At 71.2% G+C, this 19,727-nt stretch carries 15 protein-coding genes and 1 tRNA gene; 12 read left to right on the plus strand and 4 right to left on the minus strand.

All coding sequences use genetic code 11. From position 1 onward, the window contains the following. Positions 1-191 precede the first annotated feature (191 nt). Positions 192-1,466 (minus strand): alpha/beta fold hydrolase, encoded by a 1,275-nt coding sequence (locus V4Y03_RS23565; RefSeq protein WP_332437253.1) that lies wholly within the window; start codon positions 1,464-1,466, stop codon positions 192-194. Positions 1,467-1,975: 509 nt separating this feature from the next. On the opposite strand from V4Y03_RS23565, the gene V4Y03_RS23570 reads away from it, so the two are divergent. The 3 genes from V4Y03_RS23570 to V4Y03_RS23580 all read left to right on the plus strand — a co-directional run bounded on the left by V4Y03_RS23570 (position 1,976) and on the right by V4Y03_RS23580 (position 5,961). Then, complete coding sequence (locus V4Y03_RS23570; protein WP_332436212.1) at positions 1,976-3,409, plus strand: ATP-binding protein; 1,434 nt, start codon at positions 1,976-1,978, stop codon at positions 3,407-3,409. A gap of 75 nt (positions 3,410-3,484) precedes the next feature. Further along, the gene (locus V4Y03_RS23575) at positions 3,485-4,903 is read left to right on the plus strand and encodes a hypothetical protein (protein WP_332436213.1); all 1,419 of its coding nucleotides are present in this window, start codon (positions 3,485-3,487) and stop codon (positions 4,901-4,903) included. Then, positions 4,900-5,961 carry a helicase-associated domain-containing protein gene (locus tag V4Y03_RS23580; protein WP_332436214.1) on the plus strand — a complete coding sequence of 354 codons (1,062 nt, stop codon included), beginning with the start codon at positions 4,900-4,902 and terminating at the stop codon, positions 5,959-5,961. Before V4Y03_RS23575 ends, V4Y03_RS23580 begins: the two co-directional genes overlap by 4 nt. 188 nt (positions 5,962-6,149) lie before the next feature. On the opposite strand, the gene V4Y03_RS23585 is transcribed toward V4Y03_RS23580, so the two are convergent. Together V4Y03_RS23585 and V4Y03_RS33940 are read right to left on the minus strand one after the other, a co-directional pair. Next, positions 6,150-7,889, minus strand: coding sequence for a hypothetical protein (locus V4Y03_RS23585; protein WP_332436215.1), 1,740 nt, complete (start codon positions 7,887-7,889; stop codon positions 6,150-6,152). Further along, positions 7,844-8,572 carry a DEAD/DEAH box helicase gene (locus tag V4Y03_RS33940; protein ID WP_443079886.1) on the minus strand — a complete coding sequence of 243 codons (729 nt, stop codon included), beginning with the start codon at positions 8,570-8,572 and terminating at the stop codon, positions 7,844-7,846. The genes V4Y03_RS23585 and V4Y03_RS33940 overlap by 46 nt, the downstream gene beginning before the upstream one ends. On the opposite strand from V4Y03_RS33940, the gene V4Y03_RS23590 reads away from it, so the two are divergent. Further along, positions 8,556-9,443 (plus strand): hypothetical protein, encoded by an 888-nt coding sequence (locus tag V4Y03_RS23590; protein ID WP_332436216.1) that lies wholly within the window; start codon positions 8,556-8,558, stop codon positions 9,441-9,443. The genes V4Y03_RS33940 and V4Y03_RS23590 overlap by 17 nt on opposite strands. Continuing rightward, entirely contained in the window at positions 9,397-9,615 is a 219-nt protein-coding gene (locus tag V4Y03_RS23595; protein ID WP_332436217.1) for a hypothetical protein, read from the plus strand. Before V4Y03_RS23590 ends, V4Y03_RS23595 begins: the two co-directional genes overlap by 47 nt. Positions 9,616-9,971: 356 nt before the next feature. On the opposite strand, the gene V4Y03_RS23600 is transcribed toward V4Y03_RS23595, so the two are convergent. Further along, positions 9,972-10,043 (minus strand) — tRNA-Arg (locus tag V4Y03_RS23600). Between the two features lie 181 nt (positions 10,044-10,224). On the opposite strand from V4Y03_RS23600, the gene V4Y03_RS23605 reads away from it, so the two are divergent. The 7 genes from V4Y03_RS23605 to rho all read left to right on the plus strand — a co-directional run bounded on the left by V4Y03_RS23605 (position 10,225) and on the right by rho (position 19,522). After that, positions 10,225-10,737: a response regulator gene (locus tag V4Y03_RS23605; RefSeq protein ID WP_332436218.1), complete on the plus strand. Its 513-nt coding sequence runs from the start codon at positions 10,225-10,227 to the stop codon at positions 10,735-10,737. Positions 10,738-10,902: 165 nt separating this feature from the next. Next, on the plus strand, positions 10,903-11,919 hold the full coding sequence (nrtL, locus tag V4Y03_RS23610; RefSeq protein ID WP_332436219.1) for an ArgS-related anticodon-binding protein NrtL: 1,017 nt from the start codon (positions 10,903-10,905) through the stop codon (positions 11,917-11,919). Positions 11,920-11,930: 11 nt separating this feature from the next. Next, positions 11,931-13,322, plus strand: a complete 1,392-nt coding sequence (lysA, locus tag V4Y03_RS23615) for a diaminopimelate decarboxylase (RefSeq protein WP_317874070.1) — start codon at positions 11,931-11,933, stop codon at positions 13,320-13,322. Between the two features lie 146 nt (positions 13,323-13,468). After that, the gene (locus tag V4Y03_RS23620) at positions 13,469-14,767 is read left to right on the plus strand and encodes a homoserine dehydrogenase (RefSeq protein WP_317874076.1); all 1,299 of its coding nucleotides are present in this window, start codon (positions 13,469-13,471) and stop codon (positions 14,765-14,767) included. 6 nt (positions 14,768-14,773) lie between these two features. Beyond that, positions 14,774-15,844: a threonine synthase gene (gene thrC / locus V4Y03_RS23625; protein WP_332436220.1), complete on the plus strand. Its 1,071-nt coding sequence runs from the start codon at positions 14,774-14,776 to the stop codon at positions 15,842-15,844. A gap of 284 nt (positions 15,845-16,128) precedes the next feature. Then, complete coding sequence (thrB, locus tag V4Y03_RS23630; protein ID WP_317874072.1) at positions 16,129-17,046, plus strand: homoserine kinase; 918 nt, start codon at positions 16,129-16,131, stop codon at positions 17,044-17,046. A 421-nt stretch (positions 17,047-17,467) separates the two neighbouring features. Next, the gene (rho, locus tag V4Y03_RS23635; RefSeq protein WP_332436221.1) at positions 17,468-19,522 is read left to right on the plus strand and encodes a transcription termination factor Rho; all 2,055 of its coding nucleotides are present in this window, start codon (positions 17,468-17,470) and stop codon (positions 19,520-19,522) included. The last annotated feature ends 205 nt before the right edge of the window (positions 19,523-19,727 follow it).

Here is a 19,727-nt window from a genome sequence, read left to right on the forward strand (position 1 = left end):
ATTGCAAAGTTGCAGGACAAACCTGCTGGGCAAAAAGAAAACTTTCACTGCCTCACTGCAGGCCGTGGGGGCTGTGAGGGAGGGGCTCGGGCGTGCGGAAGCCGGGGAGCCGTGGGCGGGACGACTCCCCGGGGGCTACGCGGGTCTATGCGGCGACGACGGCGCGGGGTCTATACGGGTCGATACGGGGTCTATGCGACGGCGGCGCGACCGGCAGCCATGTCCATCAGGCGGGCCAGGACGCGGCCCGAGGAGGCGGAGAGGCCGTCGTGTTCCCACTCGTTGGTGACCCAGGCCTGCAGAGCGCCGACTTCGCGTGCGGTACGCAGGGAGAGGCCGGCGTCGACGTACATGTCGTCGTGGTAGACGGCGGCGGCGACGGGGACGCGGTTGGCGGCGAGCCGGGCGGGGTCGTAGAGCGGGGCCCAGTCGGTACGGGCGGCGAGCAGGTCGGCGGCGTCGGCGAAGGGGCGGAGCCCCCTGATCTCCCGGAGCATCCAGGGGTACATCATCTCCCCGGTGAGCAGCAGGGGATCGGCGTCCTCGGCGAACTCGGGGAAGCGGGAGAGGGCGCGGTCGGCGGCCCAGGCGGTGGGCCCGGCGCCCTGCCCGTAGAGCGACTCCTGCAGAACGACGAAGAGCGGGTTGTCGACGAAGCCGGTGAGGCCGGCGACCTGCTGGAGGAAGGTGTCGGTCAACTCGCCGTCCGCGTCGAAGGCTTCGTCGAGGAGCCAGTGGATCCGCTCGAAGCCGTCACCCATGCCGAGCGCGAGGCCGAGGGTGCGGAGCCGCCGGACGGTGAGCCGGTCGCCGTCGGGCAGGCGGACGTCGGTGGAGTGGAGCAGGTCGGCGATCCGGCGTAGGAGGGGGGCGTCGTCGGGGTAGCGGGAGTAGAAGTCGAGGACGCGGTCGCGGACGCGCGGATAGGTGCGGGCGTAGACGTCGTCGGCGGTGGTGGCGAGCCCGGGCAGCCCGCCGGTCACGTAGCAGGCGCGGAGCCCTTCGGGGGCGCGGGAGAGATAGGACAGGGTGATGAAGCCGCCGTAACTCTGCCCGAGCGTCTCCCAGGGCTCGTCGCCACAGAGCTGACGTCGAATCAGCTCGGCGTCGGCGACGATGGAGTCGGCGCGGAAGTGCCCCAGGTACTCGGCGAGCCGCTGAGGCGAACCGAACCGGCCGGCGAGGCGCGCGGTGACGGGGGTGGAACGCCCGGTGCCGCGCTGGTCCATCAGCAGCACCCGATGGGTCTTGAGCGCGTGAGCGAGCCACCCGGGCGAACCGACGGAAGGCCGAGGCGACTTACCACCGGGCCCACCCTGCAGATAGAGCAGCCAGGGCAACCGCTCCCCGACGAGCGAGGGATCGACCACCTCGCGCGCGAACACCTCGATGACACCCCCCTGGGGCGAGGAGTGGTCGAGCGGAACGGTGAAGACGTGATCGGTGACCGCGTAAGCGGGGTGCATGGCCTGCCTCTCGATAGAAATCACGCACGACCACCACGGGCCGCACCCCAGCAAACTATCGATGCAGTGTGACATTGCATAGATGGGGGAAGGTGCCCCAGGACTCGGCCCCGGCACACGCCTGCACATACAACAAGACCCCGCGCTCAGCGTTTCCGCTGATCACGGGGTCTGTGTGGCACTTCCTGCGAAGTGCCCCCGGCAGGATTCGAACCTGCGCACACGGCTCCGGAGGCCGGATCGCACCCAGGTGTTTGCCCAGGTCAGGCGCCTAGCTGATGAGTTGTCAGGCTTGCTGTCCCACACATGTCCCACGATTGAGAAATGCGCCGAATGTCACAGAATCTGAGGGGTGTGGGCCTCGGTGACTGATGCGCCGGCGCGCCGATCCCTTCCCCTCCGCCTCGGTGGGGTTGCCAGGAGAGCGCCAAAAGCGAGCTAGGATCTAAGTAAGATTCAATCTACGTAATATCGAAACTACGTTTGATGAATGCTAGGGATGGGCGCTGATGGAGTTCAAGGGCAGGTCTGCCGACCTGGATCAGTTGACTCGGCAGCTGGGGCTGGTGGTCAGCGGTACGGGGGCCACGCGTGGTCAGGCTGTAACCGTGACGGGCCGGCGCCGGGTGGGCAAGTCTCGTCTGGTCCAGGAGTTCTGCGACCGTTCCGGGCTTCCGTACGTGGTCTTCCAGGCGACCCGGGGACGCAACGCGGTGGCCGAGCGGGCGGACTTCGCCTCGACGCTGGCGCATTCCCCTCTTCCCGGGGCTGAGCTGGTGGCCGGGCTGCAGGCCTCCGACTGGAACCAGGCACTGCGTTCCCTGGCGGTCGCGATTCCGGACGATGTCCCGAGCATTGCGGTACTCGACGAGGTGCCGTGGCTGGTGGAGCAGGACGGGGAGTTCGAGGGGGCGCTGCAGACGGTCTGGGACCGGCACCTGTCCGCCAAGCCGGTCCTGGTGATCCTGGTCGGCAGTGACATGTCGGTGATGGAGGCGCTGCAGTCCTATGGCCGCCCGTTCTTCGGCCGGGCGGCCAAGATGACCGTACAGCCGCTGCACCTGGCCGATGTGCAGGCGATGACCGGTCTTGACGCGGCGGAAGCGGTGGACGCGCTGCTGATCACCGGAGGGTTCCCGGAGATCGTTCAGTCCTGGCGGCCGGGGATGGGCCGCAGAGACTTCCTGCGCGAGGCTGTGTCCAACCCGCTTGCGCCGCTGTTGGTGGCGGGCGAACTGTCGCTGCTGGGGGAGTTTCCCGAGGCGTCCCACTCGCGCGCGATCCTGGAAGCGGTCGGCAGTGGCGAGCGGACCTTCTCCACCATTGCCGCACAGGCCGGTGGTGCGGGCGCGCTGCCCTCGGGCACGCTGTCTCCGCTGTTGAACACGCTGCTGGCCAAGCGGGTCCTGGCCGCTGACCTGCCGCTGTCGGTCAAGGCGGACAGCAAGAACAAGCGCTATCGCATCGCCGATCCGTATCTCCGGTTCTGGCTGGCTTTCCTGCAGCGCGGGATCCCGCTCATCGAGCGCGGTCGCGGCGATCTGGCGCTGGAGCGCATTGAGCGGTCGTGGACGACCTGGCGGGGCCGGGCCGTCGAGCCGGTCGTCCGCGAGTCGCTGCTGCGCCTGCTGCCCGATGAGAGGTGGCCGCAGACAGAGGCGGTCGGGGGTTGGTGGAACCGGCAGAACAACCCGGAGATCGACCTGATCGGAGCCGACCGCGAACCCGTGGCAGGGCAGGTTCACTTCATCGGCTCGGTGAAGTGGCTGGAGTCGCAGCCGTTCGGCCGACGCGAGTACGACGCCCTGGTACGAGACATGCTCGCCGTGCCCGGTGCCGAGCCGGACACGGCGCTGGTGGCAGTGTCCCGCTGTGGTGTTGAGGACGATCTGCCTGTTGCGGCGCATTGGGGTCCGGAGGACCTTGTTCGCGCCTGGCAGTAGTCAGGGAAACCGCGAGGGTGGTGACGCGGCCGGGTTCACCCCCGCGGGGTGACCGGACGGCGCTAGCCTGGCCGGGTGAATGCGCGTACCGCCCTTGTGAAATGGCTGGGAACCCTGGATCCTCAGCGGCTGGCCGCGTTGCTGGAGGAGCGGGATCTGCCGCTCGCCGCCGGGTACCGACGGATCACCACCCTCCGCGAGCTCGCCGAACACTTGCTTACCGACGAGTCGGTGGGGCAGGGCCTGATGGCGGGCACCGCCGGAGAGCTGGAATTGCTCGCTTCCATCGCCGCCCTTGCCCTGGAGCGGCACGGCCCCGCAGCCGGTGGCGAGGCCGAGGACGGGCCCGGATATCCCTGGCAACAGCGGAAGCCCGTTCCCCCGGTGGAACCCGCGGACCGATTGGTGCCTGAGCGGGACGTACTGTCCTGGTTCGAGCCGGGGGAGAAGCGGCAGCGGGCGGAACACACACTCACCCGACTGCGGGAGCGCGCGCTGTTGCTCCCCGCGCCCAAGGGCCGACTGGCGCTCCCACCACTGCTGCACGTCCGCGCCGCCGGGTTCGACGGTTACGGGCGTACGGCCGACCGGCTGCTGACCACCGCCTACAACGCCCCCGAGGTCAAGCGGATCGCCGCAACCCTCTTCGGTGAGGGCGCGGCCCGTACCCGCGACCAGGCCCAGGATCTGATCACCGCTCTGCTCGCCGATCCCGCCCGGGTGCGGGCACTGGTGGCGGACGCCCCGGTCCGGGCGCTGGAGCTGCTGGACCACCTGGTACCCGGCCCGCCGCTGCTGCGGACCCACTGCTTCGTCAGCCGGTACGGGTCGCAGTACGCGGGCCCGGACGCCAAGTACGTCTTCCGGGAGGGCGGCAGCGGAGACGAGGGCACCGACTGGCTGGCCGGGCGCGGACTGCTTATCCCCTCCGGCCTCGACCTGGTGGAACTTCCGTACGAGGTCGCCCGTGCGCTCCGCGATGCGGGCGCGGCGCCCAGCCCCCGGCTGGAACCGGAGCCGTTCACCGCCACCGCGCCGCTGCCGTCCGGCTGGGAGGGCGAGGGTGGCAGGGCCGCCGCGGCGGCCGCCTGGCGGGCCGAACTCGTACTGCGGGCGCTGGCCGCCCAGCCGGTCGCGATCCGCAAGGCGGGCGGGATCGCCGTGCGGGACACCCGGCGGCTGGCCAAGGCGGCCGGGGCCGATGAGGCCGGCACCCGGCTGTGGCTGGATCTCGCGGTGAACGCCGGCCTGGCCGCGCCTCAGGACGACGAACCGGCCCCCGCTTCCCGCGGCCGCCGGAACTCCAAGAGCCCCAAGCCCTCCGCCCGGCTTCGCCGAGCGACCGCTACGACGCCTGGGCCGCCGCTCCGCCCGCGGGCAAACTGCTGCCGCTCCTGGTCGCCTGGGCCGTGGTCCCCGCAGTACTCAGCCACTGGCCGGACCCCGACGAGACCCCGGTCGCGCTCATCAGTCCGCAGGACGAGGACGCCGTGACCCTCCGCACCGGAGTCCTGCGAGCGCTCGCCGTCCTCCCCGACGGACACGGGCTGACCGCGAACGCGCGCGGATACACCGAACTGCTCTCACTGGCCGCATGGTTCCAGCCCGCCCTGCGCGCTCACCTGGCCACAGACGCCACGGGGGAGCTGACCGGCCTGGACGAAGTTCTCGACCGCATGGCGGCCACCCTGACGGAGGCGGCCCTGCTCGGTGTGGTGGCCCACGGCGCGCTCACCCCTGCCGGGCGGGCCCTGTGCCGGCTGCTGGAGGCGGGAGCCGCCCACCACTATCCGGCAGTGCCCGGCGCGGGCGCCGACCCGTCCGCCCGCGGCTCGGAGGGCCTGGGCGAAGATCTCGCTCTCCGCCCCACCCTGGCGAAGGCGGTGACCACCCTCCGCGAGGAGCTGCACGCAGCGCTGCCCGAGCCCAGCGACAAGGCCCGGTTCCAGAGCGACCTGACCGCCACGGTCACCGGCGCGCCCGCGCCCGCCCTCGCCGACCTGCTCTCCGCTGTCGGCGACATCGAGTCCGAGGGGCATGCGGTGGTCTGGCGCATCTCGGCAACCTCCATCCGCTGGGCCCTGGACGCCGGCTGGACCGCGGACGAACTCCTCGACCGCCTCACGGAGGCAAGCGAGCGCGACACCCCCCTCCCCCAACCACTGGCCTACACGATCAAGGACACCGCCCGCACCCACGGACAACTCAAGGTCGTCCGCTCCGCCTGCTGCATCCGCTCGGACGACACCGCCCTGATCGCCGAGGTCGCCCAGGCCCGCGGCCTGGCCAAACTCCGCCTGCGCCGGATCGCCCCCACGGTCCTGATCTCCACAGCCCCGCCGGAGGAGACCCTGTCAGCCCTCCGCACGGCCGGCTACGCCCCCACCCAGGAAGCCGAGACAGGCACCACGCTCCTCGACCGCGCCCCCACCGACCGCGCCCCGACCCTCATGCCGACCCTGGACCACGCTCACGCTGCCTACGGTGAACCGGGTCGCGGCGCCCCTGCGAGCGCCCGCCTACTGGCCGCCACCCTCACCGCGGCCGGCTAGGAGGCGCGCGTCAGACATCGCCTTCGGCGCCCACGTCTGGCGCACAAGGCACCGGGGCGACAGGGACGGGGACGGGAGCTTCGTGCTCGGAACCGTTGCCGTTCCGGACGTCACGGGGTGCCGTCCGGGCACGTGAGCTGCGATCGGCAGGCTGGGCGTGTCGGGCGATGCCCACGGCGGTCCGGATCTCATGCGGCGGCCGAACCGGACGGTGGACCGTCGCCGGACAGGAGTGCCACAGCGTTCCCGGCGTCCTGATCAGCGCGTTCGGGCAGGAATCGGCTGGCCTTGCCGTTCCAGGTGACGACGAGTTCGTCCCTGGCCCGGGTGGCCGCGACGAAGAGCAGGGAGCGCGCCCTCTGCTGTTCCTGGCGGTAGCGGTCGGGACTGGCCATCCGGTACGCCTCGATCCGCTGGTCCTGCACCGAGTCGTTGAAGATCAGCGTCCGACGCCGGTCCCTGCCCTCCTCGTCCTTCTTGGGCAGCTCCCCGCCGGTGAACAGCTGGGTGACCGCGACCGAGGCGAGTGGGGCCACACCGGCACCCAGGAAGCGGATGCCCTGGGCTTGCCCGCAGGCGGGACAGCGGTCCTGCCGCGCGTACTCGTCCTGGTCGGGGGTGTCGTACCAGACCTTGACGAAGACACCGTTCTCCGGTGCCTCGGCGATCGAGCCGTCGGCGCGGAACACCTCGTCGGGGTCGATGCGCCGCAGTGCCTCGCCGCTGTCTTCCAGCACGAGCACGCTCGCCTCGCGGGTCGCGGACCGGCGTCCGCGCCGGGTGCTGCGAGCCAGTGCCCGGCGCGCCTGCTCCGCGGCCTCGGCGGGGGTGGCCGCGATGAGGGCCCGGACCCGGGCCTTGCCGCTGCCCACGCTCTGCCGGTAGATGTGGTCCGGCGCGCTCTCCAGTGACATGGGGTTGCGCTCGGGGCAGATGGCGCTCCAGCCGGAGCGTCCGCAGTGCCGACAGTACGCGGACGGCAGCCGCCCGGAGCGTGCCACCGAGTGGCGCCGTTCCTCCTGCGCGGCGGACGCGACGGCAGCGGCGGCGGCCTGATCGGTGTCCGACCAGGAGAAGACCGGCCGGGGCGCGACGAACCGCAGTACTCGGGACAGGGACCGAACCCACAGGTGCGTCTCGACGAGCAGCAGCGGCCGCTCCCGGTCCGCGGAGGCATCCGGATCGCGGGCCACCGAGATCAGGGCGACGAACCGGGCCAGCGCCTCGGCGGCGATCTCGGGATCCTGGATCGCGGCCACGCGCCACGCGGAGCTCGTGGGGAAGGCGCCGAGTATTTCCACGGCGGTCAGCGGCTGGTCCACGTCCCGCGCGAGCAGCTCGTGCATCAGAGGATGGGCCAGCAGCCGGCGCCCGAGCTCGCGGGGGTCCGAGGCATCGCAGCCGAGGACGGCCTTGGCGATCGCGTCCAGACCGTCCGGGCTCGCGGCGGGATCGGGCAGGGCCGCCAGCTCGGCGGGGGAGGGCAGCGGCAGGGTCAGGTCCGCAGGACGGAGGAAGGCGTTCAGATCCCGCCGGTCCTCCCCGATGACCGCATCGTCGGGGAACCGCACGCCGAACACCTGCGAGGCCACGTCGAGCATCGCCCGCGGCCCGGCCCCGCCCACCACCTGCTTGTCCTTGACCGCGGCCTCGCCGAGGGTCGCCGAGGTCGCCACCGGGCAGATCGACCCGAGCGGCCGTCCCTCCTCGGCCGCCCCGAGGACCGCACCGAGCCGGCGCAGCAGCATGGCCACGTCGGTGCCCTGGGCGCCGTCGTAGGTATGGAACTCGTCGATCACGATGTACGCCACGTCGGCGTCCGCCCACAGCGGGGCGTCCTGCTGCCGCTGGAGGAGGAGGTCGAGCATCTTGTAGTTGGTGATCAGGATGTCCGGCGGATTGCGCCGGATCTCGGCCCGCTCGACCATGACCCGGCCGTAGGGGGAGCCGTTCTTCGTCGAACTGGCCTCACCGATGTAGAGCCCGGCGGTGACGTCGGCGAGCCGCTCGTCCTTGTCCAGGAGATCACCGAGTCGGCCGGCCTGTCGCCCGCCAGGGCGTTCATCGGATACAGCAGGACGGCCTTGACCCCCGGCTTCCCGGCCGCCTTCGCCCGCCGGCAGTGGTCGATCACGGGGAGGAGGAAGGACTCGGTCTTGCCGGAACCGGTACCCGTGGTGATCAAGGTCGGCAGCGGAACGTGCCCGCCCTTGGTCGTGAGCCGGGCGAAGGCCTCGGCCTGATGCGCGTACGGCCGGAAATCACCGCCCTGCCACCAGTCCAGGTGCTGCTGCCAGTCGCCCTCGGCGGTCCGGAAAGGCTGCCGGATCCGGAGGTAGGGCCCGCGGAAGAGGCCGTCGGCGGGATCGGTCAGGAAGTCGGTGAGCGCACGCTGGGTCTCGGGCTCGGCGAGGCGAAGGTCGTGGTCAGATACTCGACCGTCGTATCGCGCAGTGCCTTCGGCAGGTGGGGTACGAGGTACTCCCAGGAAGGGGCGTGGGCCGAGGGCGGTGGTTGCCGCACCGTCCCGCCGGGGGCGCGCGGCGGGGGACGGGGCGGATGTCAGAGCGCTTGCCGACGAGATCGGGTCCTCGTTGGTTCGGGCGATCAAGGAAGCCGCCGCTGATGACTTCGGCCGGGTGAGGAATGAGCGCGCTCTGGCCCTCAGCTGGTACGCCTTCTCGCTCGAATATATGGAGGCGCGTTGGGTGCAGGTCGCGGCGAAGACCCGGAGCGAGACCAACGATGCTCTGTGCTCGATCACCGAGGCCATGCTCCGAAGGACGCGAGGCCGGCCGGATGACGAGTTGTTGCGGCGGGCGTTGCGAAACTGGGCGTTCGTGGTGCCCCGTCCCGATGTGCGCAAGGCGCCCACAGAGGTGCGGCTTGCCCTGGGCTGGGTCGCCCGGGCCTCACGCCCCCTGGATGACCTGCTGGACCCAGCCGTGATGCGCGGTGTGCTGCAGGCCCTCCGGCTGAAGAGGGACGGCACGGTCGCGGCTGCCGAGACGCAGCGGCGCAAGCGGATGACGTTCGTGAACGCGGTGCGGTACGCGATCGAGCTAGGTCAGCTCCGCGCCGATCCACTGGCCAACATCAGCTGGCGCATCACCGAAACCGTTCCGCAGGTCGATCCCCGGGTGGTCGTCAATCCCGTGCAGGCCCGGAGCCTGCTCTGTGCGGTCTCCTACGTCGGTGGTTACGGGCGGGCGCGGGGGCGGAGGCTGGTCGGCCTCTTCGCCGGGATGTACTACGGGGGCTGCGGCCGGCCGAAGCCGTTGCGGTTACGTTGCCGGACTGCGAACTGCCGACAGAGGGGTGGGGCAGCGTGGTCCTTCATGCCAACGCCCCTCCGTCGGCAAGAAGTGGACCGACAGCGGCCGGAATCACGACCTGCGCGGTCTGAAGAGTCGCCCGCCGGGAGGCACGCGTACGGTGCCACTCCCGCACGAACTCGTCAGCCTGTGGCGGGAGAGCGTTGACACCTTCGGCACCGCGGACGACGGTCGGCTGTTCTTCAACGAGAAGGGCGGCATCGTGGGATCCACCACCTACGACCGTGCCTGGCACGAGGCCCGCGAGCTCGCGCTTTCGCCGGGCCTGGTGGGATCCCCCCTCGCCGCCCACCCCTACGACCTGCGGCACTCGGCGTAGAGGTCCTCATGACCCGGTATGCGAAGTGCCTTTATGGGCGCCAGGCCCTCGCGAACAAACGCATCGACGCGCTTCTGGACGAGTACAACTGAGGGGCCATCATGACTCCCGTGGAGGATCAGGCGGTCCGCGTAGACCTTTTGCGTCCCACGCATCTCCCGCGCGAGCGGTTTCACGCGGTCGGGGACGCCCGATCCCGTCGACGTGGCGAGGCAAAACCACCGGTCAGGGACGTGTGAGGGGCGAGCTGATAGAAAGCGCAACGGTCATACAGGCCGTGTGTCTTTTGGCATGAACAAGAAGCCTCTGACTTGCATTTCTGCAGGTCAGAGGCTTCTTTAGCACTTCTCGCGAAGTGCCCCCGGCAGGATTCGAACCTGCGCACACGGCTCCGGAGGCCGTTGCTCTATCCCCTGAGCTACGGGGGCGTGCGCCGCGTTCGGCGGCGACGGGTTGAACACTACCAGCTCCTGGGGAGTGGCTGTGAACAGGTATTTCCGGGGTGTCACCAGGGGCTGGGTCCTCCGCACGGGTCAGAAGTGGGCAAAACCCGGACGCGGTTGTTCTGGGCGGCCTACTCTCGTTCGTGTGTCAGGCGTGTCCGGTCGGGTGCTCGTTGTCGATGACAACAAGGTGATCCGGCAGTTGATCAGGGTCAATCTCGAACTCGAGGGGTTCGAGGTCGTGACCGCGGCCGATGGTGCCGAGTGTCTGGATGTCGTGCACCGGGTCCGTCCCGATGTCGTCACCCTCGACGTCGTCATGCCCCGCTTGGACGGGATCAAGACCGCCGAGCGATTGCGGGCCGACCCGAGGACCAGTCATCTGCCGGTCGCGATCATCAGTGCCTGCGGGGAGCACGAGGTCGCCGGCGGGGTCGCCTCCGGCGTCGACGCCTTTCTCGCCAAGCCCTTCGAGCCCACCGAACTCGTCCGCGTCGTGCGCCAGCTGCTCCACCGTGAGCGTCGCGAGCGGCCCGAGGCCGGCGGGTCCGCCGGATCCGACGGGCCCGACGGGGGAGAGGACCCGGCCGCAGCCGACGACCGCCCGATAGACGACCGCCCCACGAACGACCGGCCGTTCGACGGCCGTACCTCCCAGAACGCGTCCGGTCACTGCTGAGGGTGAGCGCCACGGTGACGTGACGTGGCGTGACGGGTGATCGAGGGTGTGGCGGCAGGTCCGCCGGAGGGTGGCCCATCGCGCCCCCCCCGCCGACACCTCCACCCTGCCCGCATGCCGAAACCGGTTCGCGTTCCCACCCCCCTCCTCCCCTAGGCTTGACCCGTGACCCCCGCGGACCTCTCCCTCACCGTGCTGCACGCCGTGCGCCGTGCGGTCGACGACGGTGCGCTGCGGGTCGACGTGCCTCCCCGGGTCAAGGTCGAGCGGGCCCGGCCCGGTGGTGCGGGGGAGTACGCCAGCAACATCGCCCTCACCCTCGCCGGGCCCTCCGGACGCAGCGCCCTCGATGTCGCCGGGATCCTGCGGGAACGCCTCCGTGACGTCCCCGGGCTCCGATGCGTCGAGATCACCGGGCCCGGATTCCTCAACTTCATCCTGCGGCGCGACGCCGCCGGCGAGCTCGTCCGGGCCGTCCGGGACGCCGGAGCCGCGTACGGCAGCGGTACCGCCCTCGCCGGGACCACCGTCCGCTTCGCCGACCCGAAGGACACGGCCGGGCCGCGCGCCGCCCTCGTCACCCGGACCGTCGTCCGGCTGCTGCGGAGCCAGGGCGCCGACGCCGGGTTCGGCGGCACCGAGCGGATCCACGTACGGGAAGGGGCGTACGACTCCGGCGCCCTCGACGGCCTCGGTAGCGACGCCGCCCACTGGGCCCTGCTCCGCGCCGCGCCCCAGGACCGGCCCCTCGACGGACCGCCCCTCCTCGTCCAGCACGAGCGCAACGCCCTCTTCCGGGTCCGGTACGCCCACTCCCGCGTGCGGCGGCTGCTCGTCAACGGCGCACAGCTCGGCGTCGTCCCCTCGTACGGCGACGGCGACGCACCCGCACTCCTCGGCACCGCCCTCCCGGCAGCCGAAGACCCCGTTCTCCTCGGCGCCCTCCGCGACCACCCCCCCGTCCTCCTGGCCGCCGCCCGCCACCGCGCCCCCGATCGGGTCGCCCGGCATCTGGAGACCATCGCCGACGCGCTGCTCGCGTTCCAGCACGGTGTTCTGCCGCTCGGCGACGAGAAACCCTCGGCCGCCCATCGTTCCCGGCTCGCGCTCGCCGAAGCCGCCGGGACGGTGCTCGCCGGTGGCCTCTCCGTGCTCGGCATCAGCGCACCCGATCGGATCTGAAAGAGCCAGACATGAGTCGTTCCGCCCACCCCGCAGGGCCCCGTCACGCCGATGTCCTCCCCGAGGGCCACTACTCCGCGCCGCCCGCCGACCTCAACGTCCTCGACCCCAAGGTCTGGGCCCGGACGGTGGAGCGGGACGCGCGCGGTGTCGTCACCCTCGGGGGCATCGGCGTCGACGCCCTCGCCGAGGAGTTCGGCACCCCCGCCTACTTCCTCGACGAGACCGACTTCCGCGCCCGCTGCCGCGCCTGGGCCGAGGCCTTCGGCAAGGACGCCGACGTGTTCTACGCCGGGAAGGCGTTCCTCTCGCGGGCCGTCGTGCGGTGGCTCCAGGAGGAGGGGCTGAACCTCGACGTGTGCTCCGGCGGGGAACTCGCCACCGCCCTCTCCGCCGGGATGCCCGCCGAGCGCATCGCCTTCCACGGCAACAACAAGAGCGAGGACGAGATCCGCATCGCCGTCGAGGCCGGCGTGGGGCGGATCGTGCTCGACTCCTTCCAGGAGATCGTGCGGGTCGCGCACATCGCCCAGTCCCTCGGGAAGCGGCAGCGGGTGCAGATCCGCGTCACCGTCGGCGTCGAGGCCCACACGCACGAGTTCATCGCCACCGCGCACGAGGACCAGAAGTTCGGTCTCGCGCTCGCCGGCGGGCAGGCCGCCGAGGCCGTACGCCGGGCGCTGAGGCTCGACGGCCTCGAACTCATCGGCATCCACTCGCACATCGGCTCGCAGATCTTCGACATGGCCGGCTTCGAGGTCTCCGCCCGCCGGGTCGTGCAGCTGCTCGCCGAGGTCCGTGACGAGCACGGGGTGGAGCTGCCCGAGATCGACCTGGGCGGCGGCCTCGGCATCGCGTACACCTCCGAGGACGACCCGCGCGAGCCGCACGAGATCGCCAAGGCGCTCGGCGAGATCGTGACGCGCGAGTGCGAGGCCGCCGGGCTCGCCACGCCCCGCATCTCGGTCGAGCCGGGGCGCGCGATCGTCGGGCCCACCGCCTTCACCCTCTACCGGGTGGGCACGATCAAGCCCCTCGAAGGGCTGCGGACGTACGTGAGTGTCGACGGCGGCATGTCGGACAACATCCGCACCGCCCTGTACGACGCCGAGTACAGCGTCAGTCTCGTCTCGCGGACCAGTGACGCCGAGCCGATGCTGTCGCGGGTCGTCGGCAAGCACTGCGAGAGCGGCGACATCGTCGTACGGGACGCCTTCCTGCCCTCGGACCTGGCGCCCGGCGACCTCATCGCCGTGCCGGCCACCGGCGCGTACTGCCGCTCCATGGCCAGCAACTACAACCACGCGCTCCGGCCGCCCGTCGTCGCCGTCCGTGACGGCGAGGCACGGGTCATCGTGCGGCGCGAGACGGAGGAAGATCTCCTGCGTCTCGACGTCGGATGATGAAATAGTCGAGTGATGAAATAGATGTCTCAGGATCCGGACGAGGGGCTGAAACCCCCGTCCGGTGAGTGAGACTGGTTCCACCGTTGAGAACCGCAGAGACTCGAACGTAGAGATACGAAGTAGTACGAGAAAGAGGTCGGATGATGCGTACGCGTCCGCTGAAGGTGGCGCTGCTGGGCTGTGGAGTGGTCGGCTCAGAGGTGGCGCGCATCATGACGACGCACGCCGACGACCTCGCCGCGCGCATCGGCGCCCCGGTCGAGCTCGCCGGCGTGGCGGTCCGCCGCCCGGACAAGGTCCGTGAGGGGATCGCGCCCGAGCTGATCACCACCGACGCCACCGCCCTGGTCAAACGGGGCGACATCGACGTCGTCATCGAGGTCATCGGCGGGGTCGAGCCGGCCCGCACCCTCATCACCACCGCCTTCGAGCACGGCGCCTCCGTCGTCTCGGCGAACAAGGCGCTGCTCGCCCAGGACGGCGCGACGCTCCACGCCGCCGCCGAGCAGCACGGCCAGGACCTCTACTACGAGGCCGCCGTCGCCGGCGCCATCCCGCTGGTCCGCCCGCTGCGCGAGTCCCTCGCCGGCGACAAGATCAACCGGGTCATGGGCATCGTCAACGGCACGACCAACTTCATCCTCGACAAGATGGACACCTCCGGCGCCGGCTACTCCGAGGCGCTCGACGAGGCCACCGCCCTCGGTTACGCGGAGGCCGACCCGACCGCCGACGTCGAGGGCTTCGACGCCGCCGCCAAGGCCGCCATCCTCGCCGGGATCGCCTTCCACACGCGCGTGCGCCTCGACGACGTCTACCGCGAGGGCATGACCGAGGTCACCGCCGCCGACTTCGCCTCCGCCAAGCAGATGGGCTGCACCGTCAAGCTGCTCGCCATCTGCGAGCGGGCCGCCGACGGCGGGTCCGTCACCGCGCGCGTGCACCCCGCGATGATCCCGCTGAGCCACCCGCTCGCCTCCGTCCGCGAGGCGTACAACGCGGTCTTCGTCGAGGCGGAGGCCGCCGGGCAGCTCATGTTCTACGGCCCCGGCGCCGGCGGCTCTCCGACCGCCTCGGCCGTCCTCGGCGACCTCGTCGCCGTGTGCCGCAACAAGCTCAACGAGGCCAAGGGCCCCGGCGAGTCCGCGTACACCCAGCTGCCCGTGAGCTCCATGGGCGAGGTCGTGACGCGGTACCACATCAGTCTCGACGTGGCCGACAAGCCGGGCGTCCTCGCCCAGGTGGCGACGGTCTTCGCCGAGCACGGTGTCTCCATCGACACCGTGCGCCAGCACGTTCGCCAGGACGGAGACGGCGAGGCCTCCCTCGTCGTCGTCACCCACCGCGCGCCCGACGCCGCCCTCTCCGGGACCGTCGAGGCGCTGCGCAAGCTCGACACCGTGCGCGGTGTCGCCAGCATCATGCGTGTTGAAGGGGAGTAAGGACCCATGACCCACAAGGGCACCCACCAGTGGCGCGGCATCATCGAGGAGTACCGGGACCGCCTTCCGGTCACGGACGCGACGCCGGTCGTCACGCTCCGTGAGGGCGGCACGCCGCTCGTCCCCGCTCAGGTCCTCTCCGAGCGCACGGGCTGCGAGGTGCACCTCAAGGTCGAGGGCGCCAACCCCACCGGCTCCTTCAAGGACCGGGGCATGACCATGGCCATCTCCAAGGCCAAGGAGGAGGGCGCGCAGGCCGTCATCTGCGCCTCCACCGGCAACACCTCCGCCTCGGCCGCGGCCTACGCGGTACGGGCCGGGATGGTGTCGGCCGTCCTCGTGCCGCAGGGCAAGATCGCGCTCGGCAAGATGGGCCAGGCCCTGGTGCACGGCGCGAAGATCCTCCAGGTCGACGGCAACTTCGACGACTGCCTGACGCTGGCCCGCAGCCTCTCCGAGAACTACCCGGTGGCGCTGGTCAATTCGGTCAACCCGGTCCGTATCGAGGGCCAGAAGACCGCCGCCTTCGAGATCGTGGACATGCTGGGCGACGCGCCCGACATCCACGTCCTGCCCGTGGGCAACGCCGGCAACATCACGGCGTACTGGAAGGGGTACCGCGAGTACGCCGCCGACGGTCTCGCCACCCACCGCCCGCGCATGTGGGGCTTCCAGGCCTCCGGCTCCGCGCCGCTGGTGCGCGGCGAGGTCGTCAAGGACCCGTCGACGATCGCCACCGCGATCCGCATCGGCAACCCGGCCTCGTGGGACTACGCGATCGCCGCGCGCGACGAGTCGGGCGGCTTCATCGACGAGGTGACGGACCGTGAGATCCTGCGCGCCTACCGCCTGTTGGCGGCGCAGGAGGGCGTTTTCGTCGAGCCCGCCTCGGCCGCGTCGGTCGCCGGTCTGCTGAAGGCCGCCGAGCAGGGCAAGGTGGATCCCGGCCAGACGATCGTCTGCACCGTCACGGGCAACGGGCTCAAGGACCCCGACTGGGCCGTCGCCGGCGCGCCGCAGCCGGTCACCGTCCCGGTGGACGCGGCCGCCGCCGCCGAACGCCTCGGTCTGGCCTGATCCCACCCCCCTTCGGGGCGAAAGCGCTGATCGAAACCCGATCAGGAATGTACATAGGCGCACAGGTTGGCTCGCGACACGCATCGTGCGCCTCCTGTGCGCCCTATGTCGCGGCGGAACCTTCCTTCGATAGGCTGTACCGAACCCGCCCCGACGCATATGCGCGGTGTCGCTGCCGTTGTCGCCCCCGTGGCCGAAACGGCCCCCGGGTTCCCCGAGCACTTCCTCCGCAACACCCGCTGTACAGAAACACCGTTGTCGCAATCAAGGAGAGTCATCGAGCGATGGCCGGTCCAGCGTTCCGCGCCGCCGCCGTACGGGTGCGCGTCCCCGCCACCAGCGCCAATCTCGGTCCGGGCTTCGACGCCTTCGGCCTGTCGCTGGGCCTCTACGACGACGTCGTCGTCCGTGTCGCCGACTCCGGGCTGCACGTCGACATCGCCGGCGAGGGTGCCGAGACGCTCCCGCGCGACGAGAGCCACCTGCTCGTACGCTCCCTGCGCACGGCCTTCGACCTGCTCGGCGGGCAGCCGCGCGGCCTCGAGGTCGTCTGCGCCAACCGCATCCCGCACGGCCGCGGCCTCGGTTCCTCCTCCGCCGCCATCTGCGCGGGCATCGTCGCCGCCCGCGCCGTGACCATAGGCGGGGACGCCCGGCTCGACGAGGCCGCCCTGCTGGAGCTGGCCACCGAGATCGAGGGCCACCCCGACAACGTCGCCGCCTGTCTGCTCGGCGGATTCACGCTCGCCTGGACCGAGTCCGGCGCCGCGCGGGCGATCAGGATGGACCCCTCGGACTCCATCGTTCCGGTGGTCTTCGTCCCCGGCAAGCCGGTACTGACCGAGACCGCCCGCGGACTCCTGCCGCGCACCGTCCCGCACGTGGACGCCGCCGCCAACGCCGGCCGCGCCGCCCTCCTCGTCGAGGCCCTGACCCGTCGCCCCGAACTGCTGCTCGCGGCCACCGAGGACCGGCTGCACCAGGAGTACCGGGCCCCCGCGATGCCCGAGAGCCTCGCCCTGGTCAACCGGCTGCGCGCGGACGGCGTCCCCGCGGTCATCTCCGGCGCGGGCCCCACGGTCCTCGCGCTGGCCGAACACGGGACGGCCGACAAGGTCGCCCGCCTGGCGGGCGAGGGCTGGGCGGCGAACCGGCTCGACCTCGACGCGTCCGGAGCGAGCGTCCTGCCGCTGGCGCCCTAGGCGCACGGCGGACCGGACGCCGGGCAGCGTCCGGGACAGGAGATTGCCGGTGAGGGAGAGGGGGAATGTTTGTCGGAGCCGGTAGTGTTAACCTCAAGTCAGCACCCGGCGCCTTTGTGGCGCGGTGCTGAGTGTCCCCATCAGGGACCACCGATTCTTCCGGGAGCCTCCCCAACTGCCTGAGCAGCCTGCCTGAGCAGTTTCGAGCACGCTCCGGAACCGGCACGACACCCCTCGCTCTTCTTCCGCGTGAGGGCCGAGCAGGGGGCGCTCGGGCCGGACCCACAGCACGTTCTCTCTTCCGCCGCACCCGGCGGGACCACCGCCCCGGACACGGTCCACCGAACACGGGACCGCTGCCGGACAGCACAACCGGTCGCCGAGCCAGATGGCCGACGTCCGCTCCAGGGAAGGACCCTTCGTGAGCGACACCACCGATCTGATGGGCGTGACTGCCGACAGCAGTGTCGACACCCCCGCGCCCGCCGCAGGTGCTGCCACCGGCGGCACCGCACGGCGCCGCCGCTCCGGCACCGGCCTCGACGGCATGGTCCTGGCCGAGCTGCAGCAGGTCGCGTCCGGCCTCGGCATCAGGGGCACCGCGCGGATGCGCAAGAGCCAGCTGATCGAGGTCATCAAGGAGGCGCAGGCCGGAGGCTCCGCCGCGCCCGCCAAGACCGCCGACGCCGCTGCCGACACCAAGCCGAAGCGCCGTGCCACCGCCAAGGCGCGTACGGGCGAGACCGCGGCCGAGGCCGCCGCGCCCAAGGCGGAGAAGGCGGCCGAGAAGGCCGTCGCCCCGCAGCAGATCGACATCCCGGGCCAGCCGGCCTCGGAGGACCAGCCGGCCGGCGAGCGCCGTCGTCGCCGTGCCACCGCCCCCGCCGGTTCGCCGGAGGGCGAGGCCAAGGCCGAGGCCGCGCAGGTCGTGAAGACCGAGGCCCGCACCGACACGCAGGCCGACGCCAAGGCCGAGGCCGCCGTCGACGGCGCCGAGGGCCGTGGCCGCCGTGACCGCGGCGAGCGGGGCGAGCGCGGGGAGCGCGGCGAGCGCCGTGACCGCCGTGACCGTCAGCGCGACCGCGGCAAGGGCGACGAGCAGCAGGGCGGTGGCCAGGGCGGCCAGCGCCAGCGCCAGGGCGGCCAGGGCCAGGGTCAGGGCCAGCAGAGCCAGGGCCAGGGCCAGGGCCAGCAGGGCGGCCAGCAGGCCGGTCCGCAGGACGACTACGACGACGGCGAGGGCGGTCGTCGCGGCCGTCGGGGCCGTTACCGCGACCGTCGCGGGCGTCGTGGCCGTGACGACTTCCAGGCCGGCGAGCCGCAGGTCGCCGACGACGACGTCCTGATCCCCGTCGCGGGCATCCTCGACATCCTCGACAACTACGCGTTCATCCGGACCTCCGGCTACCTGCCCGGTCCGAACGACGTGTACGTCTCCCTCGCCCAGGTCCGCAAGAACGGCCTGCGCAAGGGTGACCACGTCACCGGCGCCGTGCGTCAGCCGAAGGAGGGCGAGCGCCGCGAGAAGTTCAACGCGCTGGTCCGCCTGGACTCGGCGAACGGCATGGCGGCCGACTCCGGCCGCGGCCGTCCGGAGTTCAACAAGCTGACCCCGCTCTACCCGCAGGACCGGCTCCGTCTGGAGACCGACCCGGGCGTGCTGACCACGCGGATCATCGACCTCGTGTCGCCGATCGGCAAGGGCCAGCGCGGTCTGATCGTGGCCCCGCCGAAGACCGGCAAGACCATGATCATGCAGGCCATCGCCAACGCGATCACCACCAACAACCCCGAGTGCCACCTGATGGTCGTCCTGGTCGACGAGCGTCCGGAAGAGGTCACCGACATGCAGCGGTCGGTCAAGGGCGAGGTCATCTCCTCGACCTTCGACCGTCCGGCCGAGGACCACACCACCGTCGCCGAGCTGGCCATCGAGCGCGCCAAGCGTCTCGTGGAGCTGGGTCACGACGTGGTCGTCCTGCTCGACTCGATCACCCGCCTGGGCCGCGCGTACAACCTCGCGGCGCCGGCCTCCGGCCGCATCCTGTCCGGTGGTGTCGACTCGACCGCCCTCTACCCGCCGAAGCGCTTCTTCGGTGCCGCGCGCAACATCGAGGACGGCGGCTCGCTGACCATCCTCGCCACCGCGCTGGTGGACACCGGTTCGCGCATGGACGAGGTGATCTTCGAGGAGTTCAAGGGCACCGGCAACATGGAGCTCAAGCTCGACCGGAAGCTCGCCGACAAGCGCATCTTCCCCGCGGTGGACGTCGACGCGTCCGGCACCCGCAAGGAGGAGATCCTGCTCGGCGCCGACGAGCTGGCCGTCACCTGGAAGCTGCGTCGTGTGCTCCACGCGCTCGACCAGCAGCAGGCGATCGAGCTGCTGCTCGACAAGATGAAGAAGACGAAGTCGAACGGCGAGTTCCTGCTCCAGATCCAGAAGACGACGCCGGGCGCCGCCAACAACGACTGACATCCCGGCCGACGCGAGAGCTGCGTCACACGACGAGACCCGGGCTCCGTGTCCGTAACCCCGTCGTGACCTGCGTAAACCACTGCGCCCACCGTGCCCGCACGGTGGGCGCAGTGCTGTTTCCGCCCGAGCTCACCGAAACCTCACAGGTCCATATGCAACCCTTTCGGGTGCTTCGCCGTCACACATGGTGAACCGAGGGCCG

It is taken from the genome of Streptomyces sp. P9-A4 (genome assembly GCF_036634195.1).
Lineage (GTDB): Bacteria > Actinomycetota > Actinomycetes > Streptomycetales > Streptomycetaceae > Streptomyces.

Excerpts from the sequence above, each read along its gene's own strand:
- thrC (WP_332436220.1), top strand. The coding sequence starts at position 14,774 with ATGACCCACAAGGGCACCCACCAGTGGCGCGGCATCATCGAGGAGTAC.
- V4Y03_RS23565 (WP_332437253.1), bottom strand. The coding sequence starts at position 1,466 with ATGCACCCCGCTTACGCGGTCACCGATCACGTCTTCACCGTTCCGCTC.
- lysA (WP_317874070.1), top strand. The coding sequence starts at position 11,931 with ATGAGTCGTTCCGCCCACCCCGCAGGGCCCCGTCACGCCGATGTCCTC.
- V4Y03_RS23585 (WP_332436215.1), bottom strand. The coding sequence starts at position 7,889 with ATGGTCGAGCGGGCCGAGATCCGGCGCAATCCGCCGGACATCCTGATC.
- thrB (WP_317874072.1), top strand. The coding sequence starts at position 16,129 with ATGGCCGGTCCAGCGTTCCGCGCCGCCGCCGTACGGGTGCGCGTCCCC.
- V4Y03_RS23620 (WP_317874076.1), top strand. The coding sequence starts at position 13,469 with ATGCGTACGCGTCCGCTGAAGGTGGCGCTGCTGGGCTGTGGAGTGGTC.
- V4Y03_RS23570 (WP_332436212.1), top strand. The coding sequence starts at position 1,976 with ATGGAGTTCAAGGGCAGGTCTGCCGACCTGGATCAGTTGACTCGGCAG.